Consider the following 20,207-nt stretch of genomic DNA (forward strand, 5'->3'; position numbering starts at 1 on the left):
ATATAAGATAGAAAACATGGATGCGGTGCAGCATTTGGGTAGACTGTAGTCATCTTGTTCACTGTTAAATCCATCTTAGGAGTTCACCATGAATGCTCGAGAAACTGAGATCCGCAATTTGCAAAAACGCTGGGCAGAAGACCCACGCTGGCAAGGTATCAAGCGTGGTTACACCGCTGAGGAAGTGATTCGTTTGCGTGGTTCTCTGGTTGAGGAGCACACCCTGGCTCGCCGTGGTGCTGAGCGTCTGTGGCAATCCATCAATCAGGAACCCTTTGTGAACGCACTGGGCGCTCTGACGGGTAACCAGGCCATGCAACAGGTCAAGGCTGGTTTGAAAGCGATTTACCTGTCGGGTTGGCAAGTGGCTGGCGACGCTAACAGCGCTGGCGAAATGTACCCTGACCAGTCGCTGTACCCCGTCAACTCGGTGCCATCCGTGGTGCGTCGCATCAACAACTCCCTGGCCCGCTGTGATCAGATCCAGTGGATGGAAGGGGTGAACCCGGGTGACGAAGGCTACGTGGATTACTTCGCTCCTATCGTGGCCGACGCGGAAGCCGGTTTCGGTGGCGTGCTGAACGCATTTGAATTGATGAAGGCCATGATTGTGGCTGGCGCTGCTGGCGTTCACTTCGAGGACCAGCTGGCTTCGGCCAAGAAGTGTGGTCACTTGGGTGGCAAAGTGCTGGTGCCAACTCGTGAGGCCATCTCCAAGCTGGTGGCTGCTCGTCTGGCTGCTGACGTTCTGGACGTTCCCACCATTCTGGTTGCCCGTACGGATGCGGATGCAGCGGACCTGATCACCAGCGATGTGGACGAGTACGATCGCCCCTTCATTCTGGATGAGCGTACGGTGGAAGGCTTCTACCGCACCCGTGCCGGTCTGGATCAAGCCATTGCCCGTGGTCTGGCCTACGCTCCTTATGCCGATCTGGTCTGGTGCGAAACCTCCACACCGGATCTGGAGTACGCCCGCCGCTTCGCGGAAGCCATCCACCGTCAGTTCCCTGGCAAGCTGCTGTCCTACAACTGCTCGCCATCGTTCAACTGGAAGAAGAACCTGGACGACGCCACGATTGCCAAGTTCCAGCGCGAGCTGGGTGCCATGGGCTACAAGTTCCAGTTCATCACTCTGGCTGGTTTCCACGCACTGAACTACGGCATGTTCGAGCTGGCCCATGGCTACGCCCGCAACCAGATGAGCGCCTTCGTTCAACTGCAGGAAAAAGAGTTCGCCGCTGCACCCCTGGGCTTTACCGCTGTGAAACACCAGCGCGAAGTGGGTACAGGCTACTTTGATGCTGTCACTCAGACAGTTGAAGCCGGTAAGTCCTCGACGACCGCACTGGCCGGCTCCACAGAAGCCGAGCAGTTTGCGCCCTCCGAGGCATAAGCAGGACAGGGAAGGGTAGATAGCCCCTTCTCTGGTTGCAGGCAGCCCACCGTACGCTCCAGTCGGTGGGCTGCTTTTTTATTGGCACACTTTTTTGCTTAAAAGCTACATATTTCAAATATCAAATTTGAAGGCTTGATATTTGGTGGAAGCTGTTTTGAACAGAGTTTGAAAGTATGGAAAGAGGGAGCGGAAACAAGCCCGGAAAGGCTTGCAAAGCGGGTGGTCAGACCTGCCTGTTCTTCAATTCAAAGTGCACGTTTGCGTGGATTGATTTGCATTCACAGAGCTACATTATTTCGTCATGAAAAGTCTTGATAATCAAGGCATTCTCATAGGGAAAAGGCGTGGTAGACTTTGGCCGCGCAAGAGACGCACAAGCAGTGCGAAATCCTTGTCCTGTGTTGCGGATGGGAATAAAAAAAAGGCTGCCAATAAGCAGCCTTGAAAGCATTGAACAGTTAGCGCCGCGTTGGGGGGGTAACGGCCTGAACAAGATGCATAAGGACAACGATATAGGATCGAAGCAAAGTCGTATTGATTTAAATCAAGAATGAAGAAATATCAGTGGCTTATAGTCCTTCCATGCGCGCATATTCGATTTTTTCTCTTCCAAAGCCCCTCACCGATGAGCAGCGGTCGCGTCGGCGACACACATTAGCCCGTTTGGGCCTGTCTTGGCTGGCTGCCATGCAGGTGATGATGTTTGCTTTCCCTGGCTATATGCGCTCTTTCAGCACTCGCGCTGAAGACATTGAATCTCTCTCGCAAGTCATTGTGCTCATGAACTGGGCGGGCCTGTGCTTGACCATGCCTGTCGTGCTGTACTGTGCCTGGCCCATTCTAAAAGGGGCTATCAAAAGCTTGTCCGAAGGTCGTGTAGGCATGGATGTGCCGGTGGCCTTGGGTATTGTGGGTGCCTTCCTGCCTAGCGTGTACAACACCTGGATCCAGCAGGGTGAGGTGTACTACGACTCGGTCACGATGTTCGTGGCCTTTTTGCTGACTGCCCGTTATCTGGAGCTTTGCGCGCGCCAGTCGGTGACGCAGTCCGCATCCCATGACCTGATCGAACGCTTTCGCCAGTCTGTGACAGGTCATGCCAATACTCTGGCATTCTGGTTTGTCAGCATTCAGCTGGTATTGGCCGCCGCATTTGGTCTGGTCTGGTACTGGATGGACCCTTCGCATGTCGTTCCCGTTGTGGTTGCCATGCTGGTCATGAGCTGTCCCTGTGCCATGTCCATGTCGGTGCCTTCGGCCGTCGCTTCGGCGCATGCCGGTTTGCTGGCCCGACCTGCCAAGAATGAATTTGAAGTTGTACAACTGACCCAGCAAACCGGCCGCATCGCCCGTCAAAACCTGTACGGTTCGATTGTCTGGCACTTGCTCATGACTCCTTTGGCGGCCTTGGGCATTGTGGCTCCCTGGCTGGCCGCCGTCAGCATGCTGGTGTCCTCTTTGGCCGTGGCGGCCAACTCCTGGCGCATCTATCGCAGCCGCACCCGCGAGGTGCCGGCTCAGTGGCCCGGTCCAGCAGCAAGGCAGGGCTGATATGTTTGGCTCTTTGCTGGTCCTGATCCCCATCTCCATTTTCCTGGTCATTGTTATCGGTGTCTCTTTCTGGTGGGCCATTTTTGCTGGCCAGTTTGAAGATACGGGCAATGCGGCTGATTCCATCTTGCTGGACGACGACTCTACAGCGGGTTTGTCGGGAGCAGAGCGTCCACCCGATTCCTGATACCTTCCAATTTTTTTGTTTTTTAGCCCTGCAAATGGTCGGCGACACACAGTCTGCGGGGCGGAAACACGCGCGAGCGCGTGCTTTCCGAAGTTTTTTGATAAGCATCAAGTAGCAGATTACCGACTTGCTGGATGATGTAGCTTGTTGTCGCTTGTATTAACAATGTTTGTTTAGGGGAAGCAAATGGGCACTTCCGATGCAGTCGGAAATAACGCCGAAGTCTTCAATTACGGGATTGTGAGGCAGTTCGCCATCATGACCGTATTTTGGGGCGTCATCGGCATGGCAATAGGCCTTTTTATTGCCTTGCAGTTGATTTGGCCAGAACTCAATTTCGACACACCGTGGCTTAGTTTTGGACGTCTGCGTCCACTGCATACGAACGCTGTGATTTTTGCCTTTGGTGGCACCGGCTTGTTCGCGACATCCTACTATGTCGTGCAGCGTACCTGTCAGGCCCGTTTGTTCTGCGACAAGCTGGCAGCCTTCACCTTCTGGGGCTGGCAAGCCGTGCTGGTGGCCGCGGTCATTACCCTGCCTATGGGTTACACCAGCTCCAAAGAGTACGCCGAACTGGAATGGCCGATTGACATCCTGATCACGCTGGTCTGGGTGGCTTACGCCATTGTGTTCTTTGGCACGATCGTCAAGCGCCGTGTGCGTCACATTTATGTGGCCAACTGGTTCTTTGGCTCCTACATCGTTACCATCGCTGTACTGCACATTTTCAATAACCTGGAACTGCCAGTCAGCTTCATGAAGTCCTACTCGGCCTACGCCGGTGTGCAGGACGCCATGGTGCAGTGGTGGTACGGCCATAACGCCGTGGGCTTTTTCCTGACCACGTCCTTCCTGGGCATGATGTACTACTTCATCCCCAAACAGGCCAACCGCCCCATCTACTCCTACCGTTTGTCCATCGTTCACTTCTGGGCTCTGGGCTTTACGTACATGTGGGCAGGTCCTCACCACTTGCTGTACACCTCCTTGCCAGACTGGACTCAGTCCCTGGGCATGACTTTCTCCCTGATTCTGCTGGCTCCCTCCTGGGGCGGCATGATCAACGGCATCATGACTTTGTCGGGTGCCTGGCACAAGCTGCGTACTGACGCGATCCTGAAGTTCATGGTTGTGGCTCTGTCCTTCTACGGTATGTCCACCTTTGAAGGCTCCATGATGGCTATCCGTACGGTGAACGCGCTGTCGCACTACACCGACTGGACCATTGGTCACGTGCATTCCGGCGCGTTGGGCTGGGTTGCCATGATTACCTTCGGTTCTCTGTACTACCTGATTCCCCGTCTGTACGGCCGTACTGAAATGGCTCGTCCTCGTCTGATCGACCTGCACTTCTGGCTGGCTACCCTGGGTGTGGTGCTGTATATCGCCGCGATGTGGATTGCCGGTGTGATGCAAGGTTTGATGTGGCGTGCTACCGGTGTTGATGGCACCTTGACGTACAGCTTTGTGGAAGTCGTGAAAGCTACTTACCCCTTTTACGCAATCCGTGCTTTGGGCGGCGCCTTCTTTGTGGCCGGCATCTTGCTGATGTCCTGGAACGTGTTCCTGACCATCCGTGCAGGCGAGAAAGGCATCAACCCTGTTGTGCCCCTCAAAAACCCAGACGCCCGCGATCCAGCCCTGGTGGGTCCAACCCCTGTGCTGGCCTAAGGAGTAAATCATGGCTAATGACACTAAAAAGCGCTTTTCACACGCCACGATCGAGAAAAATACCGGGTTGTTGATCATCCTGAGCATCTTGGTGATCTCGTTCGCAGGTCTGGTTCAGATTGTGCCCTTGTTCTTTCAACACTCGACGACCCAGCCCACTGAAGGTATCGAGCCATACGATCCTTTGCGACTGATGGGACGTGACATCTACATCCGTGAGGGTTGTGTGGGCTGTCATTCGCAGCAGATTCGTATGCTGCAGTCCGAAGTGCAGCGTTATGGTCCTTACTCGCTGGCTGGGGAGTCTGTCTATGACTACCCCTTCCTGTGGGGTTCCAAGCGTACTGGTCCTGACCTGGCCCGTGTTGGTCAGCGCTACAGCGACGAATGGCACCGCATTCACCTGCGCAACCCACGTAACGTGGTGAAAGAGTCCAATATGCCCGCCTACCCATGGCTGCAGAAAAACTCGGTCGAAGGTGAAAACATTCAGGATCGCATGAAGGTATTGCGTACGTTGGGTGTCCCCTACACGCAGGAACAAATTGATGCTGCTCCTCAGGAGCTGGTAGGCAAGACCGAAGAAGATGCGGTGGTTGCTTACTTGCAGGGCCTGGGCGTAGCCAGTCGCGACGCAGCTGCTAGGGCTGTGGAGCAGGGGAGCCACTAAATGCTAGCCATCATCAACGGTGTTATGACTGCTTTGGCGATGGCGACCTTCCTTGGCATTTGCTGGTGGGCGTTCTCTCGGGGACGCCGCCAGGCCAACGAAGAAGCCGCGCTTCTGCCTTTCGCCTTGCCCGACGAGGGATGCAACGATAAAAACCCTGGGGGTTCCGAATGAGTGACTTTTTTAATAATGGCTGGAGCCTCTGGATTTCCGGCATCGCCTTGTTAGGCATCATATTTTGTTTGTGGCTGTTATTTACTCAGCGTGCATTTCTGGGCAAGACGGTCGATGTGGAAGAAACCGGCCACGTCTGGGATGGTGACCTGACCGAGCTGAACACGCCGGTGCCTCGCTGGTGGACCGTGATGTACATCGGTTTGTGTGTGTTTGCCTTGGGTTACCTGGTGCTGTATCCCGGCCTGGGCAGTTTCAAGGGCACATTGGGGTTTAGTTCCGGCCAGCAGGTCAAGCAGCAACAGGCCGAGATCAATGCTCGCCTGGAGCCTGTGTACGCCCGTTACCGCGAAATGCCTATTGAAGAGATCGCTCGCGATCAGGAAGCCCGCGAAATTGGTCAGCGCCTGTTTCTGAACAACTGCGCCCAGTGTCACGGCTCTGATGCGCAGGGTTCTCCCAGCTTCCCTAACCTGGCCAATAAAGCCTGGTTGTGGGGTGGCGAGCCCGAGCAGATTCTGCACACCATTACCGAAGGTCGTACCGGGATGATGCCGCCACAAGCGCAATTCACCCCCGCTCAAGCCTCCGACGTGGCTCAGTATGTGCGTTCCTTGTCCGGCCTGGCTGCAGATCCTCTGCGTCTGGTGGCTGGTAAGCGTGTCTATGACAGCGCATGTTTTGCCTGTCACGGTGCGGATGCCAAGGGCAACACCTTGTTGGGCGCTCCTGATCTGACGGACGATTACTGGTTGTATGGCAGCTCCGAAGCCACTATCGTTCAGACCGTCTTGCAGGGCCGTACCAACCAGATGCCGGCTCAGAAAGCCACTTTGACTCCTGAGCAGATTCGTTTGCTGGCGGGTTGGGTCTGGGGCTTGTCGAACAATGCCGAGCCTGCCCAGGCTAACTAATGTGTTTTAAATTGATCTGACGCCTTCAGGACTTGCAATGAGTAGTGATTCTTCCCAACCCAGCGCTGATAACGCGCAGGGAACTGTGCCCAAGTGGCAACCTCCACGTAACACCAAGGGAGCGGGTGGAACCTCTCCGCAAGTCGAGAAGGCTCTGGTCGATGTACGCAGCAAAATCTATCCACGATCCGTCAAGGGCGTATTCGCCCGCTGGCGGATCTGGATGGTGTATTTCACGCAGATCATTTTCTATGGTCTGCCCTGGTTGGAATGGCATGGCCGTCAGGCCGTGCTGTTTGACCTGCTGGAACGCAAGTTCTACATCTTTGGCATGATTTTGTGGCCCCAGGACGTTATTTACCTGACGGTGCTGCTCCTGATATCTGCCTTCTCCTTATTCCTTTTCACCGCCATGGCCGGACGCTTGTTCTGTGGCTATGCCTGTCCGCAGACGGTCTACACCGAGATCTTCATGTGGGTTGAGCGCAAGGTGGAAGGGGACCGTCTGGCGCGTATCCGCTTGGATGAGCAAGCCTGGAACGCCCGTAAATTGCGTCTCAAAGCGACCAAGCACTTCCTGTGGATTGTGATTGCTTTGTGGACCGGCTTTACCTTTATCGGCTACTTTGCTCCTATCCGCGAACTGGGTGGCGAGCTGATCGCCCTGTCTCTGGGCCCTTGGCAGTGGTTCTGGCTCTTGTTCTACGCCTTTGCCACCTGGGGTAACGCCGGTTTCATGCGCGAAGCCGTCTGTAAGTACATGTGCCCCTACGCACGTTTCCAAAGTGCCATGGTGGACAGCGATACCTTTGTGGTGACCTACGACTTTGTGCGTGGTGAAACCCGCGGTGGTCGATCTCGCAAGATTGACCATAAAGAAGCCGGTATGGGTGACTGTGTGGACTGCAGCCTCTGTGTTCAGGTCTGTCCGACCGGTATTGATATTCGTGATGGCCTGCAATACATGTGTATTGGCTGTGGCGCCTGTGTGGACGTCTGTGACCAGGTCATGGACAAGATGGGCTATGAGAAGGGCCTGATCCGCTACACCTCGGAGCGCGCCATTAAAGAGCGCATGACGCAATCGCAGGTGCGACGTCGCATGCTGCGCCCGCGCGTGCTGTCTTATATCCTGATTCTGGCCGTCATTTGCGGTGCCTTCGTCTACACCCTGGCAACCCGTACCCCGATGCGTGTGGACGTGATTCGTGACCGTGGTGCTCTGGGCCGTGAAGTGCCTGGCGGCATGATCGAAAACGTGTTCCGTCTGCAAGTCATCAATACCTCGGAAGAGGCGATGGAGTTGCAGTTGTCCGTAACAGGTCTGGAAGGTGCACGCATTCACTTGACCGAGAACGGCCAGGATCACATTCATGTGGCCCCTGCAGGCAATAGATTGTTGCCTGTCGTGGTGCAAGTCCCAATTAGTAGTGCCAAGCCAGGCCTGTATGATATTTCCATTCAGGCAGTCGGCGAGCATGAAGGCGGCCGCAAGACCTACGTGAATGAACGCAGTAGTTTCTATATTCCTCAGTAACTTTATAAAGAGCAAAACATGGACGAATCAAAGGACAGTGGACCCTGGTGGCGTGAACCGTGGCCCTGGTTGTTGATGGCCGGCCCGGCTCTGGCTATCGTGGGCTGCGTCATTACCATTGTGCTGGCGTTCCAGAACTTCAGTAATCAGGGAGTGACGGACGGCGGCGTCAAGCAAGGTCTGGTCGTCACCAAAGGCGAGCCTGCCCGCGAGCAGCGCTAAAAGTAGTTGATACACCGTTACGCTAGGGTTGAGAGAAGTATGTTTCCGTTCAAGAAGGGGGTACGAATGACCATCCGATCGTTGATGTGGATACTGTGGCCTTCATTCCTGGTCGCTGGGGTACTGAGTGCAATTGTGTTTGCTTTGGTAGACCCGTTGGACATCGTTGTGCTTGGACATATGCAAGTAGATCGACTGACCTTTTACACGGTGGCGTTTTTTCTGTTCTGGGTGGCCGCTGCGGTGGCTTGTACGCTTAGCCTGTATATGTCCTCTGGTTCGCCAGCGGTACTGGCTGAACCGGCAGATAGTCTGGACTGATTTCGACAAGCGCCAAACGACAAAAAAGCACATGCAATTTGCATGTGCTTTTTTTGTACGCGCTTGGCGCTGGGGAGTGATGCAGCAGGCCCTAGAGACGTTCAGAGCCTTGCGTAAGCCCTAGGCAATACCAGGTAAAGGCAAGGAGCCAGCTAGGGGATTTAATCGCACTCCGTGCCTGCCAGAGTGCGCAGGGCGGCCAGATCCAGCAAGTGGACTTCACGCTGAGAGATTTTCAGCAGACCTTCGCGCGCAAAACGCGAGAACAGGCGGCTGACCGTTTCCAGTGTCAGGCCCAGGAAGTTACCGATTTCTTCGCGGCTCATGCGCAGAATGAATTCGTAAGGGGAGTAGCCAAGCAGCGACAGGCGCTGGGACAGGTTCAGCAAGAAGGCGGCCAGGCGCTGCTCGGAACGCAGTCCGGCCAAGGTCATCATCAGTTGATGGGCGCGGTTGATTTCCTTGCTCATCAAGCGACGGAATTGTTGTTGCAAGATAGGCAGTTGGGCCGACAGGCGGTCCAGATCATCAAGGCGGATCACACAGACTTCGCTGTCTTCCAGGGCGATGGCATGGGAGACATGGCGGTTTTCAACCAGGCTATCCATGCCAAGGATTTCTCCTGGTAATAAAAAGCCCGTAATCTGGATGTGGCCGGTGGAATCTTCCAGCTGCATCTTGATCGAACCAGAGCGCAGACCATAGATTCCTTCGACTGAGTCGGCCAGTCGAAACAGCACGCCGCCCTTGGGGATGCGGATGCGCTCCTTGACTAATTCGTCCAACCGCTCCATTTCATGCTTAGGCATCCCAAGAGGTAGACATACCTCATTGAGCATACAGCTGGAGCAGCGTATGGAGTCAGCGGTAACCGAGATACGTTTTTGCATAAGGAATAATGTCAGATGGCGAAACGCTAAATCTTTGAGTCAAATCAAGTGTAATTGTAGCTTTTTATTGGTTGGTATTCCCGCTAATCCTTAATATGTTTAGTTCTTAAGAGCTGCGCCATGCGGGAAGCGGCTGCCCATGCCGGGTACAGCGCGGTCAGACTGCTCTTGCCAGGTTGTTGTTTAAAAGCGATCCAAACACTTGAATACTTGGTTTTTGGCCTTATCTTCAATTCATCCTGTTATTTGTTGCGAGATCTGAGCGAGCAGTATTTAGTAACTGTTTGCTTTAGCTTATCGCATATTTTCTCAAGTGAAAATTCTATGCGAATCGATAAATTGACAACGAAGTTTCAACAGGCTCTAGCCGATGCGCAGAGCCTGGCTGTTCGCGAAGACAACCCCTATCTGGAACCCGCCCACGTACTGGTCGCCTTGCTGGCCGATGCCGATTCCGGCACTGGCAGCTTGCTGGCTCGTGCGGGCGTCGCCATTCCCCGTCTGGAAAATGAGCTTAACCGCCTGATCTCCAATCTGCCCAAGGTACAAGGGGCGGAAGGTCAGCAGCAGCTCAGCTCGGCTCTGCAAGCCGCTTTGGCCAAAACCGACAAGGAAGCCGCCCAGCGCGGTGATACCTATATCGCCAGCGAGTTGTTCCTGCTGGCCCTGGCTGACGACAAAGGCGAAACCGGTCGTGCCTTGCGCGATGCTGGCTTGCAGCGCCGTGCCTTGGAAGCGGCCATCGAGGCCGTACGCGGTGGTGCCAATGTGAATGATGCCGAAGGTGATAGCAACCGTGAGGCGCTGGACAAGTACACCACTGACCTGACCGAGCGTGCCCGTCTGGGCAAGCTGGACCCGGTGATTGGTCGTGACGACGAAATTCGTCGCACTATCCAGATTCTGCAGCGTCGCACCAAGAACAACCCCGTGTTGATTGGTGAGCCTGGTGTGGGTAAGACCGCCATTGTGGAAGGCTTGGCGCAGCGCATCGTGAACAACGAAGTGCCCGAAACCCTGAAGGGCAAGCGTGTTCTGGTGCTGGACCTGGCTGCCTTGCTGGCGGGTGCCAAGTACCGTGGCGAATTTGAAGAGCGTCTGAAAGCCGTCTTGAAAGAGCTGTCCAAGGACGATGGCAAAACCATTGTCTTTATTGACGAGTTGCACACCATGGTGGGCGCCGGTAAGGCCGAAGGTGCCATGGATGCCGGCAATATGCTCAAACCCGCCTTGTCGCGCGGCGAGCTGCACTGTATCGGTGCTACTACGCTGAACGAGTATCGCCAGTACATCGAGAAAGACGCGGCTCTGGAGCGTCGTTTCCAGAAAGTGCTGGTTAACGAACCGGACATGGAGTCCACCATTGCGATTCTGCGTGGTTTGCAGGAGCGCTACGAGCTGCACCACGGTGTGGCGATTACCGACCCGGCCATTGTGGCTGCGGCCGAGCTATCGCAGCGTTACATTACGGACCGTTTCCTGCCCGATAAGGCCATTGACCTGATCGACGAGGCCGCTGCCCGTATCCGCATGGAGATCGACTCCAAGCCCGAGGTCATGGACAAGCTGGATCGCCGCATCATTCAGTTGAAGATTGAGCGTGAAGCCGTCATCAAGGACACGGACGAAGCCTCTCAGCGCCGTTTGCAGGCCATCAATGACGAGATGGAGAAGCTGCAGCGTGAGTACAACGACTACGAAGAGATCTGGAAAGCCGAAAAAGCGGCAGTTCAGGGCTCGCAAGTCGTTAAAGAGGAAATCGAGAAAGTGCGTGCCGAAATGGCCGAGCTGCAACGCAAGGGCCAGTTCGACAAGTTGGCCGAGCTTCAATACGGCAAGCTGCCCGAACTGGAAGAGCGCCTGAAAGCGGCTGAAGCCAATATGGACAAGGCTGATCAGGACAAGCCTCGCTTGTTGCGTACACAGGTTGGTGCCGAGGAAATCGCGGAAGTGGTTTCGCGTGCAACCGGTATTCCGGTGTCCAAGATGATGCAGGGCGAGCGTGAAAAACTCTTGCAGATGGAAGACTACTTGCACAAGCGTGTGGTCGGCCAAGGTGAAGCCGTACGTTTGGTGTCGGATGCCATCCGTCGCTCGCGCGCCGGTCTGTCTGATCCGTCCCGCCCTTATGGTTCCTTCCTGTTCCTGGGGCCAACCGGTGTGGGTAAGACCGAGCTGACCAAGGCATTGGCCAACTTTCTCTTTGATTCCGAGGATCACATGATTCGTATCGACATGAGCGAATTCATGGAGAAACACTCGGTGGCTCGTTTGATCGGGGCGCCTCCCGGCTACGTGGGCTATGAAGAGGGCGGTTACCTGACCGAGGCCGTGCGTCGCAAACCTTATTCGGTGATTTTGCTGGATGAGGTCGAGAAAGCACACCCCGACGTCTTTAACGTGCTCTTGCAGGTGCTGGACGATGGTCGTTTGACCGATGGTCAGGGCCGTACGGTGGACTTCCGCAATACGGTGATCATCATGACCTCCAACCTGGGTTCGCAGCATATTCAACGTTTGTCGGGCGAGCCTTACGATGTGATCAAGGAAGTGGTGTGGGAAGAAGTGAAACAGCATTTCCGCCCCGAGTTCCTGAACCGTATCGACGAAGTGGTGGTATTCCACGGTCTGGAAGCAGAACACATCGAGTCCATTGCTCGTATCCAGCTTGAGCGTCTGGATCAGCGTCTGGCTCAACGTGACATGCATCTGGAAGTCAGCGAGGCGGCTTTGGCTCAGTTGGCCAAGGCTGGGTTTGACCCTGTGTTTGGCGCACGTCCTTTGAAACGTGCCATTCAGCAGCACATTGAGAACCCGGTGGCACGCTTGATTCTGGAAGGCCGCTTTGGTCCTAAGGATGTAGTGCCTGTGGACTGGAAGGACGGCGAGTTTACGTTCACCCGCAGTATCCAGTAATGAGCAGGCTCTGATTACTGCTGTGCTGGTGAGCGTTGAGCAGTAGAGCGGACCAGCGCATGCAGTAAGCCTTAGTTGAAACGGCAGTAAAAAAAGCGCCTTGGGCAACCAAGGCGCTTTTTCTTTGGCTCGACGGATTGTTTCAAGCTTGGGCTGCTTTACCTCTGAACTGTGACACCCACTTGGGTTTTGGCAAAGACAAAGCTATTCAGAATCCTGGTGGGGCTTATCGATGCACTGTTCGTATAAGGGACAACTGTCAAGCAGAGGCTGTTTCAGCCAGGTGTGCTAAGTCCGCCAGGACGACCGTTCAGGCCTCGCTTATGCGTTCTTTTGCGCCGGTGCTGGGGGCGGAGTCAGGTCCAGCTCATCTTTGCCGTAGAACTTCACACCGATCTCGATACGAGGGCGGCCTTGCGAGCGGCGGTGGCGGTTGGTGTCGCGCAGCGAGTACACGCAGCCGCAATATTCCTGCTGATAGAAGTTCTCGCGCTTGCTGATCTCCAGCATGCGTTGCGAGCCGCCACCTTTGCGCCAGTTGTAGGTCCAGTATTTCATCTCCGGATAACGGGCTGCGGCGCGCTCGCCGCAGTCGTTGATCTGGTTCATGTCTTTCCAGCGCGAGATACCCAGGACGCTGGAGATGATGTCGTAGCCATTTTCATGGGCGTAGAGGGCTGTGCGCTCAAAGCGCATGTCAAAGCAGACCGTACAACGCTCGCCGCGCTCGGGGGCGTGTTCCAGGCCGCGTACGCGTTCAAACCAGTTATCCACGTCGTAGTCGGCATCAATAAATTCGATACCGTGCTGTTCGGCAAAGCGGATGTTTTCCTGCTTGCGCAGTTCATATTCGCGCACCGGATGGATATTGGGGTTGTAGAAGAAAACGGTGTATTCAATCCCCGAGGCGTGCAAGGCCTCCATCACCTCGCCCGAACAGGGGGCGCAGCAGGAGTGCAGCAGCAATTTCTCGCGCTTTTCCGGCATGGTTAAAACTGGACGATTGAGCTGAGTGGACATGAATCTGAATCCGAGAAAAAAGGCGTCCCGAGTCGGTCGCACAATAAATCAATGCGACTATTGTAGATTCTTGGCAAAGTTTAGTGAAATCAATCTGTTGCCTTAGTACCCCAGGACCTCGTCCCATAGTCGCGTCACGGCCTGCCGTTCCTGAGTTAGTTCGGTCTGCGGGACACGGGCTTTTTCCGCCCCTTCCAGACGTAATGCGTGCTGACGACGGCGCAGGGCACGGTAGGCATCGGCAACTTCCTGAGCATGGTCAACCGCAATCAGGCCCGCTTGCGCGGCAATGCCCAGCAAGGCGATGTTGCCCAGGTTCTCCAGCAGCTTGGGATGCTCTCGGCTATGGCACAGCACCAGATATTGGGTGATGAACTCCACATCCACCATGCCGCCACGGTCGTGCTTCAAATCAAACAGCTCGCTGCGGTTGGGGTGCCCGGCACTGATCTTGTCTCGCATGTCCAGAATGTCTGCGCGCAGTTTGCGACGGTCACGTTCCATCAGCAAGATGGAGCGGCGGATTTCATCGAAGCGTTCCTTGATCTGGGCATCCCCGGTCACAAAACGGGCACGGGTAATGGCTTGATGCTCCCAGGACCAGGCGCTACGGGTTTGATACTGCTCGAAGGCATCCACACTGACGGCCAGCAAACCGGCATCGCCATCCGGGCGCAAACGCAGGTCAATATCGTAGAGACGACCGGAGGAGGTCATGGCCGACAACCAGCTGGTCATGCGGCGAGCCAGTTTGATGTAGCGCTCCACATTGTCCTGGCTGGGGTCGTCATAGAGAAACACCAGATCCAGGTCCGAGGCGTAGCCAATTTCCTTGCCGCCCAGCTTGCCGTAGGCGATGACGGCAAAGCGGGGCGGGGTGTCGTGTTCAGGGCCCAGGCTGCGGGGGCGCGTCAGAGGCCAGGTACGCTCCAGCGTCTCGGCCAGCATCATGTCGGCCAGGGCCGAGAGCTGGTCGGCCAAGGCCTCCACCGTCAGCACGCCTTCCAGGTCCTGAGCCAGTAATTGGAAGGTGATCTGGTGCTGCCAGTCGCGCATCATGTTCATTTGCTGTTCGACATCGGCCTGGCCATCGGGCAGACGGCAGGCGTCCAGGTCGCGGCACATTTGCTCGGACAGGGCCGCAAAGTCCGGAATTTCCATTAGCGAATGCCATTCGATCAGGCTGTCCAGCAGGAGCGGGTATTGAGCCAGATACTGGGCGGCCCAAGGGCTGGCTGAGACAATACGGGCGACGCGGGCTAGCGTATCGGGGTATTCAGCCAGCAAAGCCAGATAAGCACTGCGTTGGGCGATCAGCTCGATCAGGTTGAAGAGCCGTGTCGCTGTCATTTCCGGGTTTTCGGAGCGGTAGGCGTAGTCCTCAGCCAAGGGGATCAAGCGTTGTACGCGATCCAGGCTGGCATTGGGCAGGCTGCGCAGGCGATGGCTGTTCAAAAGTGCCTGACGCAATTGTTCGATGCGTTCCCGCAAAGCCTGATTTTGCTCGGCGCTGTTGACTTCGAGGGTGGGGGCTGCCGCTACAGGAGGCTCGGCACTGGCTTCTTCCCCCATACCCGCTAGACGGAAGGCATTGCGGAAGGTATGCGACACAAACTTTCTGTGCTGGCCTAGCTGCTCGTCGAAATCGGCCAGGCTCAGGCCCAAGGTGGCGGCCAGCTCGGTGCGCAGCTCCTCGTCCTGGGGCAGCAAATGGGTTTGTTCGTCTTCGCGATACTGCAGACGGTGTTCGACACGTCGCAAGAAGGTATAGGCGGCCAGTAGCTTGTCGCAGACCTCCTGGTCCAGCAGACCGGCTGCGCATTGACCGCGCAGAGCCTTGTGCAGGCTGGTTGTTTGCAGGGAAGGCTGTCGTCCACCACGTATCAGTTGATTGAGCTGGACTACAAATTCAATTTCTCGAATCCCGCCATCCCCCAGCTTGATGTTGTGCCAGGTCTCCACGCCATTGCGGTTCAGGGCGCGGCGTGTCCAGTCCTGACGGATGCGCTCGCGCAGGCCGCGCAGGGCGGACAGGGCATCAAAGTCAAAATATTTGCGGTACACAAAAGGGGTACGCAGCGCTTCGAAGTGATGTATATCGCCAGCGCTACGGCTGCCTTCAAAGGCCTGGGCCTTGATGGGGCGCGCCTTGATCCAGGCATAGCGTTCCCACTCCCGGCCTTGATTGACCAGATAGTTTTCCAGGGCCTGCATGCTCCAGGCCAGCGGCCCCGAATCACCGTCCGGACGCAGACGCAAGTCGGTGCGAAACACCTGGCCGAAGGCATCCGTATCGGACAACACGGGCATCATGCGCTGGGTTACTTTGCCGTAAAACTCGTGATAGCTCAGGGGGCGGCGACCATCGGTTTCGCCGTCCTCGTCGTAGAGCATGATCAGGTCAATGTCCGAGGAAACGTTTAATTCTCCCCCGCCCAGCTTGCCCATACCCAAAATAATCATCTCTTGGGGCAGGCCGGTTTCCGAGTTTTTAGGAATACCGTGTACGTCAGCCAGTTGCCGGGCCACGGTTTCATAGGCTTGTGCCACGGCCAGATCAGCCAGGCTGCTCATGGCCTGCATGACTTCATCCAGGGGCGCCAAGCCATTGATATCGCGGATCATCAGCACCAGAAAGACCCGTTCGCGCAGTTGGCGCAAGGCCTGGCGCACTTGTGCCAGACGATCATTATCGGGCTCGGGCAGCAAAGTCCTATACCATTGCGTAATCAATGCGGGGGTGACAGGGTGTTGGGCTTGCTCTTCCAGCCACGCTCCAAATTGTGGCTGAGCGTTTACTTTTCGACGCAAGGGGCCGGACCATTGCATCACGGGCTTCAATATAATGGACTGGCTCATACGATAAGAGGCTTTTCGGATAAGGGGGAACGACAAGTGAAATGACTTGTCTGACTAGGCCGGAAATGACCGCATCTAACTATACTCGGGAATTGATTGCATGGTAGTTCGAGGGCTTGTGCGACTGGCGCTAGTGCTCTATTTTGCGCTGATGCTAGGCCTTGTCGGGCTACGTTACTTGCTCGTGCCGCAACTGGATAATCTGCGTCCCTATCTGGTGCAGAAAATTAGTGAGCAAACCGGCCTGCAAGTCCAGATCCAAGAATTAAAAGGCGACTGGCAGGGCTGGAATCCCCATCTTTCCGTGACAAACCTGTCGCTGGCAGAACCTGGGCAGGAGCCCATGTTGCAGCTGCCCAAACTGCAAGCCGATATCAGCTGGAAGTCCTTGTTCAGCGGCTCGCTGCAATTGCGCCAGCTGGATGTGCAAGGTTTGACGATCCCGGTGCGGCGCGACCCCCAGGGTCAGATTCTGGTAATGGGGCAGGTGCTGGATCTGAATGATGAGAGTGCCCCGTCCGAACCCGAAGCCTGGCAAGGACCGGTTCGCTGGTTGCTGGAGCAGCGCGGCATTCGCATTCAAGGTACGTCCTTGCAATGGCAGGATGATCTGCGTGGCGCGCCTGTCTTGAGTCTGCCGTCGATTGAATTGCAGATCGGTTACAGGCAGGGCTGGCACGAGGTCAATCTGGCGACAGCCTTGCCCGCCAATTTGGGCGAGTCCCTGGCTTTGGCCTTGCGTGTGCAGGGCAAGCGTCGTCTGCCCGAGAGTGTGGATGTGATGGACCTGCCCTGGGAACTGACGGTTCAGGCTAAAGGGGTGGATGCTCCTGCGCTGCGCCCGTGGCTGGATGTGCCTGTGGCCCTGGACAAGGGCTGGGTCGATGTGCGCGCTCAAGCCACTCAGCCTAAAACGGCCCAGACCGTACAGATGCAGCTTGCCGCCCAGTTGCGTGATGTGGCCGTGCTTACCGATAGCGATGATCGCCTGCAACTGCAGCAAGCCAATCTGGAACTGGCGGGGGGGCTGAATGACATGCAGGCGCTGGCCCAAGGCAAGCAAAGTGGCGATGTGCAGTGGGCCTTGTCGATGAACAGTTTTGGTCTGCGTGTGCCGGATTTGTTTGCCCAGTATTTGGCTGTGGATCAGCTCAATGCTCAAGGCACCGTCCACCGGGATGAGCAGGCCAGACTGAGCGTCAGCAGAATGAATCTGGCTTTGCGTAATCCTGATATGGATGCACAGTTAACAGGTAGCTGGCGCGAGGATGCCACGTTCGAGGCCGGTGTGGCTGACTGGCAGGGGCAGTTCAAGCACCTGAATCTGGCGGCTTTGGTGAATTACCTGCCTTTGACGGTCAATCCTCTGGCGCGTGAATGGATGCAGGCCGGACTGGTGCAGGGGGCGGTACGAGACGGGACAATCCGTCTGCAAGGCGGCCTGGATACCTTCCCGTATGGCTTGAGTCCGGAGGATGGCAGCTTTGAAGTGGCGGGGGCTTTGGATCAGGGAATTGTGGATTATCAGCCCGCCCGTCCCAAGCGGTTGGCCTGGCCGCGTCTGGAAGGCGTGCAGGGCAGCATACGCATGCATAACGACAATCTGGATATTGTGGCTCAGCAGGCGCGCATGCCGATTGCCAAGCAGCAGGATATCGTGCTGCGCGATATTCAGACCCACATTACCTCCTTGGAGCAAAACAGCTTTCTGAAGCTGGAAGGTCTGTCCCAGGCACCGGCGACCAGTTATCTGGCCCTGGTGCATCAATCCCCCTTGAATGCCTTGCTGGATGGCTTGCTGGCCGACAGCCGTGTCAAAGGGGATTGGACCGTACCGGTCAAGTTGCAGATTCCTTTGGATAATGCTGATGATGCCCAGGTACAGGGCCAAATCCAGATGAACAATGGCGAGTTTCAGTACATGCCTGAAGCCCCTTCGTTTACAGCGTTGAAAGGCGAGCTGACCTTTAGTGAAAAAGGCGTCAGTGCCCAAACCTTGACGGGCAAGATGCTGGGCGGTGATACCCGGATCAGTGGTGTGCTGGAGCCCGGCAAACCCGGTTTACGCCTGAATGGTGTGCTGACAGCCAAAGGTCTGGAGCAATACCTGGAATTGAAGGGCTTGCAGCGTTTGCAGGGTCAGACACCTTATAGCGTGTTGATGAAGCTGGACGCCAAGGGATCTTTTTCGTTTGGGGCCGAGTCGAACCTGACAGGTTTGGCACTGAATTTGCCTGAACCTTTCCACAAGCCTGCCGAGCGTGCGGCCAAACTGAAGGCGGATTGGAGTAGCGATTCCGCCGCCAAGATGGATCGGCTGCAAATCAGCCTGGAGGACAGACAGAGCTTTTTGCTGAACCTGCTGCATGCTCAAGGTTCCCGTGATGGCAGCTACTTTCAAAGTGGCAGCATGGGAACACCGGGATTGGTGAACTGGCCCCAACGCGGTTTTGAATTACATAGTCGCTATGACCGTATGGACCTGGATGCCTGGGAAATGGTGGTGGGGGAGTTTGGCCAGAATCTGGATGGCAGTCCTTTGCCCCCTTCGGCCCGCCCCTTGCTGCCTTTGCTGGAGCGGGTGCGTCTGAAAGCGGATCAGGCGTTTTTCAGAGGGCAACTGCTGGACCAGCTGGAAATGGAAAGCACGGAAGATGCCGCTGGCAGACTGTTTCTAAGCATGAAGGCCAAGCAGGCCGAAGGGCGTTTGCAGGCGCAGCATCAAGATGGCCGCTACACCGGCATGTTCAATGCCAACTTCTCCCATCTGTACATTGACAGTGGCAGGCCTGATTGGGCTTGGCCCGACGCCGACTTGCCCATGAATGACGACCTGCGTTTGCCCGCGATCTCGTTCAAGGTGGATGATTTGCAGATTCAGGGTGTTCGCTTTGGCAAGCTGGAAGCCAAGGGCAAGCCCGCTGGAAAGGGACAAAAGTGGACGTTGGAAAACATTTCTCTGAATGCCCAGGGTATGCAGCTGAATGGTTACGGCTCTTTGGCATTGAGTGGGTCGCAGCGTGGCCTGGAGTTGGTGGCAAACAGCCGGGTAAGCAATTTGGGACAGTTTGTGGATGTCAGTGGCTTGCTGACCGAGTCCATCAAGGATGGTGACGGCACGGTACAGGCGGCCTTGTTCTGGAGCGACTTCCCCTGGTCTTTTGACAAGCGCAACATCCGTGGCCAGTTCAATGTGGATTTGCGCAAAGGGCGCTTTATCAGCCTGAAGTCGCGCTCGGCTAAACTGCTGGAGCTGCTTAGCTTGCAGTCCATCTCGCGCTTGAGCCGTCTGGATCTGGATTTGTTTGGGGCGGTGAAACAAGGCTTTGCGTTCGATAGCCTGACCGGGCGCATGAATCTGTCGCAGGGCAAGCTGGAGCTGGATAATTATCAGATCAAGGGTCCGGCAGGGGCGATCAGCCTGAAAGGCTGGATTGATATCCGGGATGAGACGCTGGATTTGATTGCGGTGGTAGACCCGAATCTGGATATGAGCGGTGCGGCGATTGCAGCGTACTTTACTGTCAACCCGATGGTGGGAGTTGGGGCCTTGCTGACACAGTGGCTGATGCAGATTCCGATGAGCAGTCACCTGTCTGTCACGTATGCGGTAACAGGCAAGATGGATGATCCCCAGCTCAAAGAGTTGGCGGTCCCTGCTGTTGGTAGCGCGAAACAAGAGAAACAGCCTCGGATCGAGCCTTGATGGCAAGCGCCTCACCCAAACGATTCGCCTCGCTTGTTGTCAGGGTCGCAGCCAGGCTTTTCCGTGTTTTAACCCTTATGCAAAGGATAGGCCGATGAGCGCACAGAGACTGAAACAACTGGCAGCGACCTTGCTCGTGGCGAGCCTGCCTTTCCATGCGCTTGGAG

The 20,207-nt window shown here is 56.0% G+C and carries 15 protein-coding genes; 12 read left to right on the forward strand and 3 right to left on the reverse strand.

Annotated elements, in window-relative coordinates; translation table 11 throughout:
- Positions 1–88 precede the first annotated feature (88 nt).
- The 10 genes from aceA to MID00_RS15405 all read left to right on the forward strand — a co-directional run bounded on the left by aceA (position 89) and on the right by MID00_RS15405 (position 8,649).
- On the forward strand, positions 89–1,396 hold the full coding sequence (gene aceA / locus MID00_RS15360; RefSeq protein ID WP_009455950.1) for an isocitrate lyase: 1,308 nt from the start codon (positions 89–91) through the stop codon (positions 1,394–1,396).
- Between the two features lie 585 nt (positions 1,397–1,981).
- The gene (locus MID00_RS15365; RefSeq protein WP_254500304.1) at positions 1,982–2,950 is read left to right on the forward strand and encodes a hypothetical protein; all 969 of its coding nucleotides are present in this window, start codon (positions 1,982–1,984) and stop codon (positions 2,948–2,950) included.
- Position 2,951: 1 nt separating this feature from the next.
- Positions 2,952–3,137: a cbb3-type cytochrome oxidase assembly protein CcoS gene (ccoS, locus tag MID00_RS15370; RefSeq protein ID WP_009455947.1), complete on the forward strand. Its 186-nt coding sequence runs from the start codon at positions 2,952–2,954 to the stop codon at positions 3,135–3,137.
- A 186-nt stretch (positions 3,138–3,323) separates the two neighbouring features.
- Positions 3,324–4,811 carry a cytochrome-c oxidase, cbb3-type subunit I gene (gene ccoN, locus MID00_RS15375; protein WP_021446465.1) on the forward strand — a complete coding sequence of 496 codons (1,488 nt, stop codon included), beginning with the start codon at positions 3,324–3,326 and terminating at the stop codon, positions 4,809–4,811.
- A 10-nt stretch (positions 4,812–4,821) separates the two neighbouring features.
- Positions 4,822–5,481, forward strand: coding sequence for a cytochrome-c oxidase, cbb3-type subunit II (gene ccoO, locus MID00_RS15380; protein WP_254499023.1), 660 nt, complete (start codon positions 4,822–4,824; stop codon positions 5,479–5,481).
- On the forward strand, positions 5,482–5,655 hold the full coding sequence (locus MID00_RS15385) for a CcoQ/FixQ family Cbb3-type cytochrome c oxidase assembly chaperone (protein ID WP_009455945.1): 174 nt from the start codon (positions 5,482–5,484) through the stop codon (positions 5,653–5,655).
- A complete protein-coding gene (ccoP, locus tag MID00_RS15390; RefSeq protein ID WP_009455944.1) occupies positions 5,652–6,569 on the forward strand; it encodes a cytochrome-c oxidase, cbb3-type subunit III in 918 nt (305 codons plus the stop codon). The genes MID00_RS15385 and ccoP overlap by 4 nt, the downstream gene beginning before the upstream one ends.
- Before the next feature lie 37 nt (positions 6,570–6,606).
- Positions 6,607–8,106, forward strand: coding sequence for a cytochrome c oxidase accessory protein CcoG (ccoG, locus tag MID00_RS15395; protein WP_026482942.1), 1,500 nt, complete (start codon positions 6,607–6,609; stop codon positions 8,104–8,106).
- 18 nt (positions 8,107–8,124) lie between these two features.
- Positions 8,125–8,328, forward strand: a complete 204-nt coding sequence (locus MID00_RS15400; protein WP_009455940.1) for a FixH family protein — start codon at positions 8,125–8,127, stop codon at positions 8,326–8,328.
- 66 nt (positions 8,329–8,394) lie between these two features.
- The gene (locus tag MID00_RS15405; RefSeq protein ID WP_022983138.1) at positions 8,395–8,649 is read left to right on the forward strand and encodes a hypothetical protein; all 255 of its coding nucleotides are present in this window, start codon (positions 8,395–8,397) and stop codon (positions 8,647–8,649) included.
- Positions 8,650–8,810: 161 nt separating this feature from the next.
- Here MID00_RS15405 and MID00_RS15410 read toward each other — a convergent pair whose 3' ends face one another.
- Positions 8,811–9,539 (reverse strand): helix-turn-helix domain-containing protein, encoded by a 729-nt coding sequence (locus MID00_RS15410; RefSeq protein WP_009455938.1) that lies wholly within the window; start codon positions 9,537–9,539, stop codon positions 8,811–8,813.
- 324 nt (positions 9,540–9,863) lie between these two features.
- Here MID00_RS15410 and clpB point away from each other — a divergent pair, with 324 nt between their 5' ends.
- Positions 9,864–12,455 carry an ATP-dependent chaperone ClpB gene (clpB, locus tag MID00_RS15415; RefSeq protein ID WP_009455937.1) on the forward strand — a complete coding sequence of 864 codons (2,592 nt, stop codon included), beginning with the start codon at positions 9,864–9,866 and terminating at the stop codon, positions 12,453–12,455.
- 321 nt (positions 12,456–12,776) lie between these two features.
- On the opposite strand, the gene MID00_RS15420 is transcribed toward clpB, so the two are convergent.
- The gene (locus tag MID00_RS15420) at positions 12,777–13,475 is read right to left on the reverse strand and encodes an epoxyqueuosine reductase QueH (RefSeq protein WP_254499024.1); all 699 of its coding nucleotides are present in this window, start codon (positions 13,473–13,475) and stop codon (positions 12,777–12,779) included.
- Between the two features lie 102 nt (positions 13,476–13,577).
- Positions 13,578–16,334: a bifunctional [glutamate--ammonia ligase]-adenylyl-L-tyrosine phosphorylase/[glutamate--ammonia-ligase] adenylyltransferase gene (gene glnE, locus MID00_RS15425; protein ID WP_254499025.1), complete on the reverse strand. Its 2,757-nt coding sequence runs from the start codon at positions 16,332–16,334 to the stop codon at positions 13,578–13,580.
- A 118-nt stretch (positions 16,335–16,452) separates the two neighbouring features.
- Between glnE and MID00_RS15430 the strand changes: the two genes are divergently transcribed.
- Positions 16,453–20,040 carry a YhdP family protein gene (locus MID00_RS15430; protein WP_254499026.1) on the forward strand — a complete coding sequence of 1,196 codons (3,588 nt, stop codon included), beginning with the start codon at positions 16,453–16,455 and terminating at the stop codon, positions 20,038–20,040.
- Positions 20,041–20,207 lie beyond the last annotated feature (167 nt).

The organism is Alcaligenes sp. NLF5-7, from assembly GCF_024266725.1.
GTDB classification, from domain to species: Bacteria; Pseudomonadota; Gammaproteobacteria; order Burkholderiales; family Burkholderiaceae_B; genus Alcaligenes; species Alcaligenes phenolicus.